Origin of the sequence: Bradyrhizobium altum, from assembly GCF_020889705.1 — a bacterium.
Classification (GTDB): domain Bacteria; phylum Pseudomonadota; class Alphaproteobacteria; order Rhizobiales; family Xanthobacteraceae; genus Bradyrhizobium; species Bradyrhizobium altum.
Genome location: NZ_JACMYP010000069.1, coordinates 1 through 15,922, shown reverse-complemented (window position 1 = coordinate 15,922; position 15,922 = coordinate 1). Strand labels below are relative to the sequence as shown.

The window sequence follows — 15,922 nt, the reverse complement described above, 5'->3', positions numbered from 1 at the left end:
TCGATTGGAGCTCGCTTCAGTGCGCCGTCAGTCCACCGGACGCTTCATCCGAAGCGTCGGGCTTGACGTCGACCTTGCTGGTCTCCTCTTCCCAGACGATCGGCACAGGCACGCGGGTCAGCGCCTTGGCAACGACCTCATCCAGCCGCGAGACCGGAATGATCTCCATGCCGCCCTTGATCGCATCGGAAATCTCCGTGAGATCCTTGGCGTTGTCCTCCGGGATCAGCACCGTCTTGATGCCACCCCGCGCGGCAGCCAAGAGCTTCTCCTTCAGACCGCCGATCGGCAGCACGCGACCACGCAGCGTGATCTCGCCGGTCATCGCGACATCGTGGCGGACCGGAATGCCGGTCATGACCGAGATGATCGCGGTGGCCATCGCCACGCCGGCGGACGGACCGTCCTTCGGCGTTGCGCCCTCCGGCACGTGAACGTGGATGTCGCGGCGATCGAACATCGGCGGTTCGATGCCGTAGACAATCGCGCGCGAGCGGACGTAAGACGCCGCCGCCGAGATCGACTCCTTCATCACGTCGCGCAGATTGCCCGTGACGGTCATCTTGCCCTTGCCGGGCATCATGACGCCTTCAATGGTCAACAGCTCGCCGCCGACATCGGTCCACGCCAGACCGGTGACGATACCGACCTGATCCTCGTCGTCGATCTCGCCGAAGCGATACTTCGGCACGCCGAGGAACTCTTCGATGTTCGCCTCGGTGACCTTCACCGACTTCTTCTTGGAGATCATCAGCTCCTTCACCGCCTTGCGGGCGAGTGTGGAGAGCTCACGCTCCAGATTACGCACGCCCGCTTCGCGGGTGTAGCGGCGGATCATCAAGAGCAAGGCCGCGTCATCGATCGACCATTCCTTGGAGTCCAGACCGTGCTTGGAGAGCGCGCTCGGGATCAGATGCTTGCGCGCGATCTCGACCTTCTCGTTCTCGGTGTAGCCGGCGATCCGGATGATCTCCATGCGGTCCATCAGCGGGCCTGGAATATTCAGCGTATTCGCGGTCGTGATGAACATCACGTTGGACAGGTCGTAATCGACCTCCAGGTAATGGTCGTTGAAGGTCGAGTTCTGCTCGGGGTCCAGGACCTCAAGCAGCGCCGACGACGGATCGCCGCGGAAATCGGCGCCCATCTTGTCGATCTCGTCCAGCAGGAACAGCGGGTTCGAGGTCTTCGCCTTCCGCATCGACTGGATGATCTTGCCGGGCATCGAGCCGATATAGGTGCGGCGGTGACCGCGGATCTCGGCCTCGTCACGCACGCCGCCGAGCGACACGCGCACGAACTCACGGCCGGTCGCCTTCGCGATCGACTTGCCGAGCGAGGTCTTGCCGACGCCGGGAGGCCCGACCAGGCAGAGGATCGGTCCGGTCAGCTTGTTGGCGCGCGACTGCACCGCGAGATACTCGACGATACGGTCCTTGACCTTCTCGAGCCCGTAGTGATCGGAGTCCAGCACCGCCTGCGCGGCCTCGAGGTCCTTCTTGACCTTGGACTTCTTGCCCCACGGGATCGACAGCAGCCAATCCAGGTAGTTGCGCACGACGGTCGCTTCCGCGGACATCGGCGACATCTGGCGCAGCTTCTTCAGCTCGTGCTGGGCCTTCTCGCGCGCTTCCTTGGAAAGCTTGGTCTTGGAGATCTTCTCCTCCAGATCGGCCAGCTCGTCGCGACCTTCGTCGTCGCCGAGCTCCTTCTGGATCGCCTTCATCTGCTCGTTCAGGTAATACTCGCGCTGGGTCTTCTCCATCTGGCGCTTGACGCGCGAGCGGATGCGCTTCTCGACCTGCAGCACCGAGATCTCGCTCTCCATCAGGCCGAGCACCTTCTCCAGGCGCTGGGTGACGGACAACGTCTCCAGGATCGCTTGCCGATCGGCAATCTTGACCGCGAGATGCGAGGCAACGGTGTCGCCGAGCTTGGCGAAATCGGTGATCGCTTGAACCACCCCGACGACTTCGGCGGAGATCTTCTTGTTCAGCTTCACATAGCTTTCGAAGTCGGACACGACCGAACGCGCCAAGGCCTCGGCTTCGACCGAGTTGGCGTCAGTGTCGGCGAGCGCGACCGCGGTCGCCTCGTAGTACTCGCTGCGGTCGGAATACTTCTCGACACGCGCGCGCTCGAGGCCCTCGACCAGCACCTTGACGGTGCCGTCGGGCAGTTTCAGGAGCTGCAGAACGCTGGCGAGCGTACCGGTCTCGTAGATTGAATCGGGAGCCGGATCGTCATCGGACGCGTTCTTCTGCGTCGCGAGCATGATCAACGCGTCGTTCTTCATCACCTCTTCGAGCGCGCGGATCGATTTCTCGCGGCCGACGAAGAGCGGCACAATCATGTGCGGGAAGACGACGATGTCGCGGAGCGGCAGCACCGGATAGGAATGGCTTTCGCCGTGGACGATCGTTGGCCGGGGTTTTGAAGTCGTCATGGCCTTATCCTTTTGTTTTGCCCCCTTGCACGCAGTCCGCCTGCTTGCGCAACCGCCACAAGGTGCCTTGGTGATCCGGAATTAGATTGCCGTCAGCAGCCGCATATTCCGCATCGAAAAGCGACGAATCTCAACGCATGAGATCCCTCACCGATAGCATTAGGTGGCTATCAGGCGGGGGGGTGTCAAGTCTGAGAAGTGCCGGGAAATATAGGCTAAACAGGCATTTACTACGACGCGAAAATGGCCTGCTGCTGTGCCGCAACGGCCGCCGGATCGCCCGGCAGCCGCATGAATTGCGACGACAGAAAGTTGCGCCTTAGGCGCTCGCGCTGCTCTCGACGGCGCGGTCGGAACGATCCGCGTAGATGTAGAGCGGACGCGCCGTGCCCTCGACGACCTCGCGCGAGATCACGACTTCCTCGACGCCTTCGAGGCCCGGGAGGTCGAACATGGTCTCGAGCAGGATGCTCTCCAGGATCGACCGCAGGCCGCGCGCGCCGGTCTTGCGCTCGATCGCCCTGCGGGCGACCGCGCCAAGCGCCTCGTCGGCGAAGGTCAGCTCGATGTTCTCCATCTCGAACAGCCGCTGGTACTGCTTCACCAGCGCGTTCTTCGGATCGGTCAGGATCTTCTTCAGCGAGGCCTCGTCGAGGTCCTCCAGCGTCGCCACGACGGGCAGACGGCCGACGAATTCCGGGATCAGGCCGTACTTCAGCAGATCTTCTGGCTCGACGTGACGGAATATCTCGCCGGTACGGCGATCCTCCGGCGCCAGCACCTGCGCCGCGAAGCCGATCGAGGTCGAACGGCCGCGCGCGGAGATGATCTTCTCGAGGCCCGAGAAGGCACCGCCGCAGATGAACAGGATGTTTGTGGTATCCACCTGCAGGAACTCCTGCTGCGGATGCTTGCGGCCGCCCTGAGGCGGGACCGAGGCTACCGTGCCTTCCATGATCTTCAGCAGCGCCTGCTGGACGCCCTCGCCCGACACGTCGCGGGTGATTGAGGGATTGTCGGACTTGCGGCTGATCTTGTCGATTTCGTCGATATAGACAATGCCGCGCTGCGCGCGCTCGACGTTATAGTCGGCGGCCTGCAGCAGCTTCAGGATGATGTTCTCGACGTCCTCACCGACATAGCCGGCCTCGGTCAGCGTCGTCGCGTCAGCCATGGTAAACGGCACGTCGAGGATGCGCGCCAGCGTCTGCGCGAGCAGCGTCTTGCCCGAACCGGTCGGACCGATCAGCAGGATGTTCGACTTCGCCAGCTCGACATCGTTGTGCTTGGTCTGATGGTTCAGCCGCTTGTAGTGATTGTGGACGGCGACCGACAGCACCTTCTTGGCATGGCTCTGGCCGATCACGTAGTCGTCGAGGACCTTGCAGATTTCCTTCGGCGTCGGGATGCCGTCGCGCGACTTCACCAGCGAGGACTTGTTCTCCTCGCGAATGATGTCCATGCAGAGTTCGACACACTCGTCGCAAATGAAGACAGTCGGTCCGGCAATCAGCTTGCGAACTTCATGCTGGCTCTTGCCGCAGAACGAGCAATATAGCGTGTTCTTGGCGTCGCTCGTGCCGACCTTACTCATTCATTATCTCCGTCCGCCGTTCGACCTCGTTTGCCAGATCGACCCAATCCGGCACAAAACCGGAGTATTGGGTAGATAGAGCAAATTCCGTACCAAAAAAGACCCTACGCAATACTGACCGTGTGGATCACGGTTTATTCGAATCTCCGCGATCATAGCCGATGCATTACAGCCAACCATGCTGGCACCCGACTATCAAGAATTCGCTAATCGGGAGGCCGGCTCAAGACCGTGACAATACCGTGATTTTCCACGATCGCACGTGGAATACGCTTCGAAATCCACGGAACGTTGCGGGATTACCACGCCGGACCATGAGCACGAAAGCGGAACTTTCTGCCCCCACATATGCGCTTGCGAGGTACCCCGCCGTCCTGCTTTGCCGACTATGTGAGGCGTCAATGTGGAGATCACACCGACGCCTCGGGTCGCCCGTCCAGATCAGGCAGCTTTGTTAGGCCGCCTTGGCCGCCGACGGGTCTTCCGGCCGCTTGTCGATGACCTTGTCGACGAGACCGAACGCCTTGGCGTCCTCGGCGGTGAGGAACTTGTCGCGCTCGAGCGCGTCCTCGATCGCCTTGTAGGTCTGGCCGGTGTGCTTCACGTAGATCTCGTTGAGGCGCTTCTTGAGATTCAGGATCTCCTGCGCGTGCAGCATGATGTCGGTGGCCTGGCCCTGGAAGCCGCCGGACGGCTGGTGCACCATGATGCGGGAGTTCGGCAGCGTGAAGCGCATGTCCTTCTCGCCGGCTGCGAGCAGCAGCGAGCCCATCGAGGCCGCCTGCCCCGTGCACAGCGTCGATACCGGCGGACGGATGAACTGCATCGTGTCGTAGATCGCAAGGCCCGACGTCACCACGCCACCCGGCGAGTTGATGTACATCGAGATTTCCTTCTTCGGATTCTCGGCCTCGAGGAACAAAAGCTGCGCGACGGTCAGCGTCGCCATGCCGTCTTCCACCGGACCGGTGACGAAGATGATGCGCTCTTTCAGCAGGCGCGAGAAAATGTCGTAGGCGCGTTCGCCGCGATTGGTCTGCTCGACGACCATCGGCACGAGGTTCATGTAGGTTTCAACGGGATCGCGCATGAAAGAACCCAAGGGTTAGGGGTGATGCAGAACGTTAAGGCTTAACCCAGATATGGACCAATTTCCGGCCGACAAGACCGGCACTGGCCGTACTAGCCACCTGGGCAGGACGCAGAAGTTCAAGCCGATTCGCGTCGGCACGCCTAGCGACGGGGACCCGCCGCGGGCGTGCTTTCGCGGTTCATCATTAACGCGAGGTGCCGCAATTAGACGGCAGTCTGCTCGGCGTCTTCATCCTTGAACAGCTCATCCTTGGAGACCTTCTTCTCGGTCACGTTGGCGAGCTCCAGGACGAAGTCGACGACCTTGTCCTCGTAGATCGGAGCGCGGAGCTGGGCCAGCGCCTGGGCGTTGCTGCGGTAGTAATCCCAGACTTCCTTCTCGCGGCCCGGCATCTGGCGTGCGCGCTCGATCACGGCGCGCGAGACCTCGTCGTCGGTCACGGTGATCTTGTTCTTCTCGCCGATCTCCGACAGCACGAGGCCAAGGCGGACACGGCGGTCGGCGATCTTCTGGTACTCTTCCTTGGCCGCATCCTCGGTGGTGTTCTCGTCGGCGAAGGACTTGCCGGTCGAGTCCATCTCGGCCTTGATCGAGTTCCACATCAGGTTGAACTCTTCGGCGACAAGCGACGGCGGCGCCTCGAATTTGTGGCTCTCGTCGAGCCGGTCGAGCAGCGCGCGCTTGACCTTCTGACGGGTCGCGCCGGCGAACTCGGCGGTCAGGCGCTCGCGCGCGGCTTCCTTCAGCTTGTCGAGCGACTCGAGGCCGAGCGTCTTGGCGAACTCGTCGTCGATCGTGGCCTCACCGGGCGCCTCGATCAGCGTCGCGGTGGTCTCGAACTCGGCCGGCTGGCCGGCGAGCTTGTCGTTCAGGTAGTTCTTCGGGAAACCAACCTTCAGCGTGCGGGTCTCGCCCGTGCCGATGCCGATCAGCTGCTCCTCGAAGCCCGGAATGAACTGGCCGGCGCCGATCACGACCTGGATGCCCTCGCCGGTGCCGCCCTCGAAGGCTTCACCGTTGATGGTGCCCTTGAAGCTGATGGTGACGCGGTCGCCCTTCTCCGCCGCACCCTCGGTCTTGGCGCTGTACGGGCGGCTGCCTTCCGCGATGCGCTTGATGGCATCGTCGACGTCGGCGTCGGAGACATCGACCACCGGCTTCTCGACCGAGAACGACTTGAAATCGGCGAGCTGGATCTGCGGCACGACCTCGATCGCGACGGTGTAGGTCAGGTCGGTCTTGCCCGACAGCAATTCCTCGACCTGGTCCTTCTCGGTCGGCATCGTGATCTTCGGCTCGCCGGCGAGGCGGAAGCCGCGATCTTCGAAGATCTGCCGGTTGGTGTCGCTGATGGTCTGGTCGATGGTCTCGGCCATGACGGAGCGGCCGTAGATCTTCTTCAGGTGCGCCACCGGCACCTTGCCGGGACGGAAGCCGTTGAGACGGACCTTGTCCTTGAGGTCAACCAGCTTGGCGCCCGCCTTGGCATCGAGATCGGATGCCGGAACGCTGATCTTGAATTCGTGCTTCAGTCCCTCGTTGAGGGTCTCGGTGACCTGCATGGTATCAATCTTCTTCCGCTTTTGCCGCGGCCCGAGTGGCCGTGGCAGTGTCAATCTGTTCGACGGTGAGCCTTGCGGCCTAACGTCTGTGGGTTCGGCGAACCCTCGTCCCCTTCGGGGCCCAAGGTTCTCCAAGGAATCGTCATGCAAACGCTGTAAGCGCTTGGTGCGGGCGGAGGGACTCGAACCCCCACAACTTTCGTCACTGGAACCTAAATCCAGCGCGTCTACCAGTTCCGCCACGCCCGCGCGAAAAGCATCCAGTCCGGCCGCGATGCCGCGGGCGGCCGGGCTTATAACATGCGCCCACCGGTTCGCAGCAAAAAAATGGCCGCTGGAGAGCCCGCCCTGCGACCGATCGCGACTGGACAGGTACACTTGAAAATGGTCCGCATCGGCCGGATGGCAAGCCCCCCAGCAAGTCCCCAATTTTCCCTCACCCGGCGCGACCTGATCGCCGGCCTCGGCGCCGCGGCGCTTTGCCCCGCTTGGCCAGCCACCGGCTCGGCGCAGGGCCGGACGGCGATCGCGCTCCAGGCCAAGATTGACCGCATCCTGCTTCGTCCCGACGGACCGGAGACCCCGGTCTGGTCGCTCGGCAGCGGCGATCTCCGCTTCAAGCGCGGCGAGGTCCTCGACATGACGTTCGGCAACGAGCTGCCGGTCGCGGCCGCGCTCGATTGCCGCGGGCTCGATGGCGTCCCGGCCGCGGAGCCGCTGGCCTCCCGGGCGCCCCTTGCCACGGGGGCAAAGGATACCTTCCAGCTGCCGCTTCGGCATGCCGGTACCTTCCTGTGCGAGCCGCTGTTCGGAGAGGGCACGGCGCCGGCGCGGCCGCGCCCGCTTATCGTGACCGGCACCTCGCCGGTCGCCGTCGATCGCGACGAGGTTCTGCTGATCGAGGAGTGGCGCCTGCGGCCCGATGGAACCGCGATCCCGGCTGGGAACGACCCAAAAGATTCGACGCAAATTCATACAATTAACGGCAAGACTTCATACGATATCTCGGCACCGGCCAATGCCCGCCTCAGACTCCGCTTTATCAATGGCAGCCAACGCAGCGTGCTGGCGGTCAAGCTGGACAACCTCGACGTCCGGGTGATGGCGATCGACGGCCAGCCGGCCGAACCGTTCCCGGCCCGCAATGGTGCGCTGGTCCTGGCTCCCGGAAGCCGCACGGACGTCTTTGTCGATTCGGCCGGTCCGGCCGGAACGAGCTTCCCGATCCTGCTGCACGACGGCAAGCAAGCCCGTCCGGTCGGCAAGCTCGCCGTCTCGAACGAACCGCCGATCCGAACGGCGCCGTTCCCGCCGGCCCCACCGCTGCCGGGCAACGACATGCCCGCTCAGCTCGACCTCAAGAGCGCGACGCGATTCGATCTGGCGCTCGGCGCGCCCACCGAGTGGTTCCGCCCGGCGGATTTCAAGCCGTCAGCGGCCCCGGCCTTTCAGGCCAAGGCAGGCCGAACCGTCGTGCTGGCCCTGACCAACCAGGCCACGATCGCCAGCGTCTTTCACCTGCACGGCCATCACTTCCGTCTGCTCGACCGGCTCGACGACGGCTGGAAGCCGTTCTGGCTCGACACTCTCGCGGTCGAACCGGGCCAGACCCAGCGCATCGCCTTCCTCGCCGAATATCCGGGCCGCTATCTGATCGAGCAGGTCGCGACCGATTGGGCCGCGCCGCGGCTCTTGCGATGGTACAGTGTCCAATAACAAGAAGTGGAAACCGCCTGAGGAAACACCGATGAACCAGACAGTTGCAGCGATTCGCGGAGTGAAGGCACGAAGCGTCGTGGTGCCGCTCAAGCGTCCTGTGAAGACCGCGTTTGGCGTGATCGATTCCGGTCCGCTGGTGCTGATCGATGTCGAGACCGATCAAGGCGTTACCGGTCGCACCTACATCTTCGCCTACAGCAAGCTCACACTTAACCCTCTCTGCTATCTGATCGAAGAAATCGGTCGCGAGCTCATCGGCAGGCCGGTCGCCCCATTCGATCTGATGAAGGCGATGGACACCAGGTTCCGGCTGCTCAGCGCGCAGGGTCTGGTCGGCATGGCCGTGTCGGGTCTCGACATGGCCTATTGGGATGTGCTCGGCCAACTCGCCGGCCGGCCGCTGGTCGAACTGCTCGGCGGCTCGGCGAAGCCGATCAAGGCCTATGACAGCTACGGCGCGGTCGATCCCGTTGCGGACGAGCGCGCGCTGCGCCGCTCGCTCGACCAAGGCTTCAAGGGCATCAAGATCAAGGGCGGCGACGGCGATGCCGCCAATGACGAGCGCGTCGTGAAGGGCGTGCGCGCCCTGCTCGGCCCCGACATCGCGCTGATGATCGATTTCAACCAGTCGCTCGATCCGGCGGAAGCCACCCGCCGCATCGCGCGGCTCGCGCCCCACGACCTGCACTGGATCGAGGAGCCGGTGCCGCAGGAGAGCCTGTCCGGCCACGCCAGGGTCCGCAAGACCTCGCCGACGCCGATCCAGGCCGGCGAGAACTGGTGGTTTCCGCGCGGCTTCGCCGAGGCGATCGCGGCCGGCGCATCCGACTTCATCATGCCCGACGTGATGAAGGTCGGTGGCGTCACCGGCTGGATGCAGGTCGCGGGACAGGCCGATGCCGCGTCGGTCCCGATGTCGAGCCATCTGTTCGCGGAAGTCAGCGCGCATCTGCTCGCAGTGACGCCGACCGCGCACTGGCTCGAGTTCCTCGACTTCGCAGGCACGATCCTCGCAAGGCCCGCCGAGATCACGGACGGCGCAGTGACCGCCCGCGGTCCCGGGCTCGGCATCGAGTGGAACGAACCGGCGGTGACGAAGTATCTCGTGAGTTAGCGCCCGGCGTTTCCCGTTTGCTTCAGATTGTGTCTGCTCCTGCTTCTGATGGGGGGCGGCAACGGATTGCCGTTTGTCTGACGCATGGCTGAGGTCGCCATCAATCGATCGTGAGCGAGAATTCACGACATCATCATGTAGGCCGATCGGGCGCACTGGAGCGCCCAATGACGAACAACAACAAGCTGACGCTCAAATTTCGCTGTCCGGAACAACTCGAAGGACTGATCCCGCGACCGCTCCCGGCGGCACAAGGCGTCCCCGACTGGCTCAAGGCCATGCTGGCGACGGCCCTCTCTTCAATCAACCTGCACGACGAGGACACCATCAAGCGTTGCCCGCCATTCGTGGACGCGATGACCTGCGGGTTCCTGCTGCCGCTGGTCTGCGATCTCAAGGTCGATGACGGCGAAATCACCTGGGATCACGACCTGCCGCCCGGAGGCACACCCGAATTTCCGCGCCCGCCGATCGGATTTCACGACCCGGGTCAGGTCAGCGGCACACCATTATTCGAAGCGGGCCGCTTCTTTCTCAAATTCCACAATCTGTGGACCGTCGAGGCGCCCGAAGGCTACGCGATCTACTTCACGCATCCCGTCAACCGCTTCGACCTGCCGTTCACCACCCTCAGCGGCCTGGTCAATTCCGACCTTATGCCGACAATTGGGTGCACTTCCCGGCGTACTGGCACGACCGGAATTTCCGAGGTGTCCTCCCGCAGGGGACCCCTATCGCGCAATGCATTCCGGTCAAGCGCGACGACTGGACTGCGCAGGCATCCTCGTTCACCGCGGAAGAAGCCAAGCGCGTCGGCGAGTTCAGGAGTGAGCTCAAGCGCCAGCCCAACCTCTACCGGAGAAGCTTCAGGGCCTGAGGCGCGACGAGATTTTGTCCGATGCGCTCAACCTGCTTCCCCGCCGAGGAATCTCGCAGCGTCGCGCTGCGCGAAGACGAAGCGGCCACGCGATCCCGCGGCCATGACGAATGCCGCGCGTCCCAACAGCTGGGGCTGACCACGAATGACGGAGCGCAGCGCCGCCTCGGCAGCGTCGCGCTCACCCTGCTCGAACAGCGATGTGGCGAGGTAGGCGCGGGTCGAGCGATCGTCGGGGTACTGGGCGAGCACGCGGCGGAATGCATCCGCGGCCGCGGCGTAGTCGCCATGCAGGACCAGGACCCGCCCGAGTTGGTTGAGAACATCGAGGCGTCCCGGCGCAGCATCACGTGCGGCTGTCAGAACACGCGCAGCCCGCGCGAAGTCATTGGTATCATGCAGCAGCCGCCCGAGATCGAGCTTCAGATCGACGCTGTCGGGGGCCAGTGCGAGACCGGCTTCGACCGTGCTGATCGCCTCGTCGTGTTGACCGGCCTTGGCAAACTGGCCGGCGAGTTCCTGAAACGAACGGAGATATGGCGGGCGGCGCGCCGCCGTGCGCCGCAGCTGCGCGATCCCGTCCGTGGCACGCCCGCCCGCACAGCAATGCGCCAAGCAAGGTCTCGACCTCTCCGTCGTCGCCACGGCGTGCAATCCGTTCCAGTGGCGCGATCGCCTCGTCTCCGCGGTTCTGCCCCCTCAAGGCATGCGCGAGGAGAAGCGCCGCGTTCCTGTCCGTGCGGCTGCATTTTCAGGATGTTGGCCGCAATCTGCTCGGCCTGAGCGAACTGCTGCGTTCGTAGCGCCATTGCGCCTTGTTGCAGCGCTCGAGCGAGGAAATTGTTTTGCCTGCCACTAACGGAAGCTTGTGGCGGGATGCGAGAGAGAATGTTGCTGGGCCTAGCCCGCGTTTCTCCGCGCGTCCATCAACAGTCTCGTGAAAAACGCCAAGGCGGAACAAGCGCGGAAAGGCCGGCACGGTGTCCACGTCGACGTGAGCCGGACATCGCGTGTTTCATTTCGTTTCCACCCGATCAATGCCGGCTCCTCTCATGCGAGAGAAATCCGGTTCTCGGGCTCTGAAGTGCTCCAGTATCGCACAACCTGATGAAGACGCGTCGCCTCCTCAAGGCAAGCGTCGAGGTGGTGCCGCATCTGTAGAGGGCCGATGTGGCGACGGCTCAAGCGCGCTTGCGGTGACCGCCCGATCGCTTGGCCGGGGGCGAGTGGACCTCCCCGCCCCTGGCGGCCACCTTCGTCTCCTCCCGCACCATGTCGACGAAAGCACGAAGCCCGGCCGTCATATGCCGGTGCCGCGGATAGTAGAGACGCAGGCCGGGAAAGGGCGGCGTCCAGTCGTCCAGCGCCGCTCGCAAGGTGCCGGCGGCGAGATGCCCCGTCACCCAAAAATCGCTGACGAATGCCAGTCCCAGGCCGTCGAGGGCAGCTTCGACCATCAGACTGTCACTGTCGAGGGTCAGCCTGCCCCGGACGTCCACCACCATCTGCTCGCCGCCGCGCTTCTCGAACTCCCAGTGATAGAGCTTGCCACTGGGCATCCGTCTGCGAATGCATTCATGGGTGAGCAGATCAAGCGGAGACCGCGGCACCGAAGCGCGTGCGAAATAATCGGGCGCGCCGACGACAATGAAGCGCGTGTCCGGGCCGCAGGGGATCGCGACCATGTCCTGCGGCACGGCTTCGGCCAACCGGATGCCGGCATCGAAACCTTCCGCGACAATATCGATGGGACGTCCCTCCAGGGTCAGTTCGACGTTCATGTCGGGATAGCGCCGCAGGAATTTTGCCACGACGAGGCGGAGGATCTGGTGCGCGGCGCGCTCCTTCAGGTTGATGCGCAGCGTGCCCGCGGGCGTGTCGCGAAACTCGTTCACATCTTCCATCGCGCCGGCAATCTCGCGCAGCGCGGGACTGACCCTGGCGAGGAAACGCTCTCCCGCCTCCGACAGCGCGACGCTGCGCGTCGTCCGATTGATGAGGCGCACGCCAAGCCGTTTTTCGAGCACGGCGATCGCATGGCTCAACGCCGAGGGCGAAATGCCGAGTTCAGTCGCGGCCGCGCGAAAGCTGCGATGCGTTGAAATCGCGACGACTGCGTTCAGCTCGAAAAGGCCGGCATGCTGCATTGTTCGATTATCTGCATCAGGTCATGCCACTCTATGCCGATTATTGCACTAATCAAGTCACCTATATCGAGCCTGCAATCTCGATCTGAAGGACATCCCCTATGGCAAAGACTTTCCTCATCACGGGCGTTTCGTCCGGCTTCGGCCGCGCGTTGGCCGAGGCAGCATTGAGCAACGGCCATACCGTCGCCGGCACCGTGCGCAACGAGAATGACAAGCGGACATTCGAAGCGCTCGGCCCCGACGTGCACGCGGTGGTTCTTGACGTCACCAACACCGATGCGATCGCGCCCGCCGTCGCCGACGTCGAGCACAGGATCGGCGCGATCGACATTCTGGTGAACAATGCAGGCTATGGCCACGAGGGCATCCTGGAGGAATCATCGATCGACGATCTGCGACGCCAGTTCGAGGTCAACGTCTTCGGCGCGGTGGCGATGATCCAGGCGGTGCTGCCCTTCATGCGCAAGCGGCGCGCCGGGCATATCCTCAACATCACGTCGATGGGCGGGATCATCACGATGCCCGGCCTCAGCTACTACCATGGCAGCAAGTTCGCGCTGGAAGGGATATCGGAATCCCTCGGCAAGGAAATCAAGGACCTCGGCATCAAGGTCACCGCGATCGAGCCGGGCGGCTTCCGCACCGACTGGGCCGGACGATCGATGGTACGGGCGGAGCGGTCGATCGGAGATTATGACGCTGTCATCAATCCAATCCGCAAACGTCGCATGGAACTGAGTGGCTGGCAGGTCGGCGATCCCCAAAAGGCCGCGCAGGCGATGTTGAAACTCGCCCTGTCGGCCGATCCGCCGACGCATCTCCTGCTCGGCAGCGATGCCGTGCGGCTGGTCGAGGAAAAAATGAAACTGCTGCAAGCCGAATTCGATGCGTGGAAGAGCGTTTCACTTTCCACCGACGTCGCCTGAGTTGCGTCAGCTGCCCAAGAGTCCACCGAACTTTGCCCCGTCCATCAAACTGCCTCCTTGATGAACTCACGGCACAAGCGCGGTGGCCCTAACCGGATGCGTACCGTCCAGCTCGGCAATCCGGCGGTCAATCTCACCGATCACGTGTTTCGAGAACGGCCCGAAATGCAGGTACAGCGCCATCAGCATCACGATGTAGCGCAGTGCGCCTGGGTTGGACTTGGCGACCTCGACGAAGGTCTTCCAGAACGGCTCGCGAACCTCCGGCAGGGTCCGCATGATCCTGTGTACGCCCTCGATGCCGCCAAGCTTCGTGCGCACGTCGCCATCGGGCAGATCGCGGCGCCGGTCGGACCGGTCGAGCATGACGGAAAGCCGCGACAGCCGCCCTGCATATGCCGCCGGGCTGAACACGTGCCCGAGCACATCCTTGTAGTCCACAAGGATGTCGCGAAGCGGACGCTTGGTTTCGAAATTGCAGCCGAGCGTGCATTGGTCGCCCGCCTGCTCGACCTTCATGAGATCATGGCCTTCGTGCAGGCGGCCTTCCTGGGCCAGCCGCCGCGTCAGCTGTGTGCCAGGCAGCGCATAGAGCAGCCCAACCATGCAGACTGGGATGCTCGCCTCCTCGATGAAGTCGATCATCGCCTGCGCCATTGAGAGTTTCTCGGTATCGAACCCGACGATGAAACCCGCGGTGACGAACATGCCATAGTCGTAAATCTTGTGAACGCTCTCGGCGATGTTGCGCCTGGTGTTCTGCTTTTTCTTCATCTGCACGAGGGTCTCTGGATCCGGGCTCTCAATGCCGACGAAAATTCCGAAGAAGTTCGCGTCCTTCATTGCCTGCAACAGCTCGCTGTCATCAGCGATATTGATCGAGGCTTCGGTCGAAAACTCGAACGGATAGTCTCGCTCTTCCAGCCAGGCTTTGAGCCGCGGCAGCAAGATGCGGAGGTTTTTCTTGTTGCCGATGAAATTGTCGTCGACGAAATCGACATGCCCACGATAACCATGATCGTAGAGCGCTTGCAGCTCAGCGAGAATCTGATCGGGGGTCTTGGTGCGCGGCACGCGCCCGTACAGCTCGATAATATCGCAGAACTCGCAGGTGAACGGGCAGCCACGCGAATATTGCACGCCGATAAAGAGATAATGATCGAACTTGATCAGATCGTAGCGGGGCATCGGGCTTAGTGTGACGTCGATCTTGAATTTCTCGGCGATGAACACGCCCTCGCGCTCGCCGCGTTCCCAGGCGGCGATGAATTCCTCGATGATGTGTTCGGCCTCGCCGATCACCTGGAAGTCCGCATCCGCGTAAAGGTGCGGGCTCGAGGAGACGTCAGGCCCACCGACACATACCGGCTTGCCGTGCCGGTGGGCGAGATCGATCAGGTGGAGAAAATCAGGCTGCTGGTTGAGCATACCGCCGATCATGACGAGATCGGCCCAGTCAAGGTCCGCCTCGGTCGAAGGCTCGGTGTTACGGTTGACGAGCCGAATCTCCCAATGCTTCGGCAGCATGGCGGCGACGGTGATCAGTCCGAGTGGCGCCGCCGGATACTTCGCGCCGACGAGTTCGCAAGCTTCCGTATAGTTCCAGAACGAGTCCGGAACGAACTTCGGATAGATCATTAGAACGCGGCAGGGACTCGTCATGGTGCTCCGGTCCGTACCACGCGGCTTTGAGGCTCAAGGGTACTTTCGCTCGTCGATACCGGCATTAAGTGCTCAAATGGTGGCCGATTGCCAGACGATCTTTCGTCCCGCCGTGAGCCCCGTCCTGTTCCCCGGATCCGCCTGGGGTCAGTCAATCCGATCAGTATGTCATCCGCCGGCCCTGCGCGCCCAGAGATAGCGCACGTCCGGCCCCCTCTCCTCGTTGCGGCTGCCGTCGGTTTCCTCGACCGCGGCAAAACCGCGCGCCTCGTAGAAGCGGCGCGCCCGCGCATTGCGCTGGAAGGTCCAGAGTTGCAACTGGTCCGCCCCCTGCTGTGCGATCTCGAGCAGCGCGCCGCCGATGCCGCGGCCCTGCGCGGCCGGCAGCACATAGAGCTGCTCGATCCAATCGTCGTGGAATGCGATGACGCCGCTCATCGCCTCGCCGTCGAACGCGCCCCACAGCGTGCAGGCCGCGAACATCCGCTCGCGATAGAACCAGCGATCTTCATCCGGTGTGTGCAGGCCCGCGAGCCACGGCAACGCTTCGTCGAGCGCCGCGCGGTGCACGCGTGCGGCCGCATCCATGTCGGCAAGCTGGAGCCGCCTAATATTCAATTCCGAACTCATCATAGAGCCGGCGGAACACGGAAGGCAGCACTTCGGTGAGATCCTCCGCGATCAGGCCGGGCCCCGCCTCGCTGGCGCCTTCGCCGTGCAGCCACACGCCGATGCTGGCCGCCTCGAATGCCGCGACGCCCTGCGCCAGGAAGCCGGCG

The 15,922-nt window shown here is 63.2% G+C and carries 11 protein-coding genes, 1 tRNA gene and 2 pseudogenes; 4 read left to right on the top strand and 10 right to left on the bottom strand.

Translation table 11 applies throughout. The features are described 5' to 3' along the window. Nucleotides 1-16: 16 nt before the first annotated feature. The 5 genes from lon to H8B02_RS18595 form a co-directional block, all read right to left on the bottom strand. Nucleotides 17-2,446 (bottom strand): endopeptidase La, encoded by a 2,430-nt coding sequence (lon, locus tag H8B02_RS18615; RefSeq protein WP_176530994.1) that lies wholly within the window; start codon nt 2,444-2,446, stop codon nt 17-19. A 319-nt stretch (nt 2,447-2,765) separates the two neighbouring features. Continuing rightward, nucleotides 2,766-4,040 carry an ATP-dependent Clp protease ATP-binding subunit ClpX gene (clpX, locus tag H8B02_RS18610; protein ID WP_092114668.1) on the bottom strand — a complete coding sequence of 425 codons (1,275 nt, stop codon included), beginning with the start codon at nt 4,038-4,040 and terminating at the stop codon, nt 2,766-2,768. A gap of 454 nt (nt 4,041-4,494) precedes the next feature. Then, nucleotides 4,495-5,130 (bottom strand): ATP-dependent Clp protease proteolytic subunit, encoded by a 636-nt coding sequence (locus tag H8B02_RS18605; RefSeq protein ID WP_092114669.1) that lies wholly within the window; start codon nt 5,128-5,130, stop codon nt 4,495-4,497. A 206-nt stretch (nt 5,131-5,336) separates the two neighbouring features. Beyond that, a complete protein-coding gene (tig, locus tag H8B02_RS18600) occupies nt 5,337-6,695 on the bottom strand; it encodes a trigger factor (RefSeq protein ID WP_229167562.1) in 1,359 nt (452 codons plus the stop codon). Between the two features lie 164 nt (nt 6,696-6,859). Continuing rightward, nucleotides 6,860-6,944: transfer RNA gene (locus H8B02_RS18595), tRNA-Leu, on the bottom strand. Between the two features lie 153 nt (nt 6,945-7,097). On the opposite strand from H8B02_RS18595, the gene H8B02_RS18590 reads away from it, so the two are divergent. The 3 genes and pseudogenes from H8B02_RS18590 (at nt 7,098) to H8B02_RS18580 (ending at nt 10,405) form a co-directional block, all read left to right on the top strand. Beyond that, nucleotides 7,098-8,411 (top strand): multicopper oxidase family protein, encoded by a 1,314-nt coding sequence (locus H8B02_RS18590; protein ID WP_229167561.1) that lies wholly within the window; start codon nt 7,098-7,100, stop codon nt 8,409-8,411. A 31-nt stretch (nt 8,412-8,442) separates the two neighbouring features. Beyond that, nucleotides 8,443-9,528, top strand: a complete 1,086-nt coding sequence (locus H8B02_RS18585) for an enolase C-terminal domain-like protein (RefSeq protein WP_229167560.1) — start codon at nt 8,443-8,445, stop codon at nt 9,526-9,528. A gap of 167 nt (nt 9,529-9,695) precedes the next feature. Next, nucleotides 9,696-10,405: pseudogene (locus tag H8B02_RS18580) on the top strand (hypothetical protein). Nucleotides 10,406-10,432: 27 nt separating this feature from the next. Here H8B02_RS18580 and H8B02_RS18575 read toward each other — a convergent pair. Continuing rightward, nucleotides 10,433-11,020, bottom strand: coding sequence for a tetratricopeptide repeat protein (locus H8B02_RS18575; RefSeq protein ID WP_229167559.1), 588 nt, complete (start codon nt 11,018-11,020; stop codon nt 10,433-10,435). A gap of 566 nt (nt 11,021-11,586) precedes the next feature. After that, complete coding sequence (locus H8B02_RS18570) at nt 11,587-12,552, bottom strand: LysR family transcriptional regulator (protein WP_229167558.1); 966 nt, start codon at nt 12,550-12,552, stop codon at nt 11,587-11,589. 101 nt (nt 12,553-12,653) lie between these two features. Here H8B02_RS18570 and H8B02_RS18565 point away from each other — a divergent pair, with 101 nt between their 5' ends. Beyond that, complete coding sequence (locus H8B02_RS18565; RefSeq protein ID WP_229167557.1) at nt 12,654-13,481, top strand: oxidoreductase; 828 nt, start codon at nt 12,654-12,656, stop codon at nt 13,479-13,481. A gap of 66 nt (nt 13,482-13,547) precedes the next feature. Here the strand turns inward: H8B02_RS18565 and H8B02_RS18560 are convergent, their stop codons facing one another. From H8B02_RS18560 to H8B02_RS18550, 3 genes and pseudogenes are all read right to left on the bottom strand, one after another. Beyond that, nucleotides 13,548-15,143, bottom strand: coding sequence for a B12-binding domain-containing radical SAM protein (locus tag H8B02_RS18560; RefSeq protein ID WP_229167556.1), 1,596 nt, complete (start codon nt 15,141-15,143; stop codon nt 13,548-13,550). A 168-nt stretch (nt 15,144-15,311) separates the two neighbouring features. Continuing rightward, nucleotides 15,312-15,773, bottom strand: coding sequence for a GNAT family N-acetyltransferase (locus H8B02_RS18555; RefSeq protein ID WP_229167555.1), 462 nt, complete (start codon nt 15,771-15,773; stop codon nt 15,312-15,314). Further along, nucleotides 15,751-15,922: pseudogene (locus H8B02_RS18550) on the bottom strand (bifunctional ADP-dependent NAD(P)H-hydrate dehydratase/NAD(P)H-hydrate epimerase); the annotation flags it as partial. The pseudogene H8B02_RS18550 and the gene H8B02_RS18555, both read right to left, overlap by 23 nt.

What these genes read in the sequence shown, in the direction of transcription:
- H8B02_RS18570 (WP_229167558.1), bottom strand. Translation starts at nt 12,552, where the DNA reads ATGCAGCATGCCGGCCTTTTCGAGCTGAACGCAGTCGTCGCGATTTCA.
- H8B02_RS18565 (WP_229167557.1), top strand. Translation starts at nt 12,654, where the DNA reads ATGGCAAAGACTTTCCTCATCACGGGCGTTTCGTCCGGCTTCGGCCGC.
- H8B02_RS18585 (WP_229167560.1), top strand. Translation starts at nt 8,443, where the DNA reads ATGAACCAGACAGTTGCAGCGATTCGCGGAGTGAAGGCACGAAGCGTC.
- H8B02_RS18605 (WP_092114669.1), bottom strand. Translation starts at nt 5,130, where the DNA reads ATGCGCGATCCCGTTGAAACCTACATGAACCTCGTGCCGATGGTCGTC.
- clpX (WP_092114668.1), bottom strand. Translation starts at nt 4,040, where the DNA reads ATGAGTAAGGTCGGCACGAGCGACGCCAAGAACACGCTATATTGCTCG.
- H8B02_RS18555 (WP_229167555.1), bottom strand. Translation starts at nt 15,773, where the DNA reads ATGAGTTCGGAATTGAATATTAGGCGGCTCCAGCTTGCCGACATGGAT.
- tig (WP_229167562.1), bottom strand. Translation starts at nt 6,695, where the DNA reads ATGCAGGTCACCGAGACCCTCAACGAGGGACTGAAGCACGAATTCAAG.
- H8B02_RS18590 (WP_229167561.1), top strand. Translation starts at nt 7,098, where the DNA reads ATGGCAAGCCCCCCAGCAAGTCCCCAATTTTCCCTCACCCGGCGCGAC.
- lon (WP_176530994.1), bottom strand. Translation starts at nt 2,446, where the DNA reads ATGACGACTTCAAAACCCCGGCCAACGATCGTCCACGGCGAAAGCCAT.
- H8B02_RS18560 (WP_229167556.1), bottom strand. Translation starts at nt 15,143, where the DNA reads ATGACGAGTCCCTGCCGCGTTCTAATGATCTATCCGAAGTTCGTTCCG.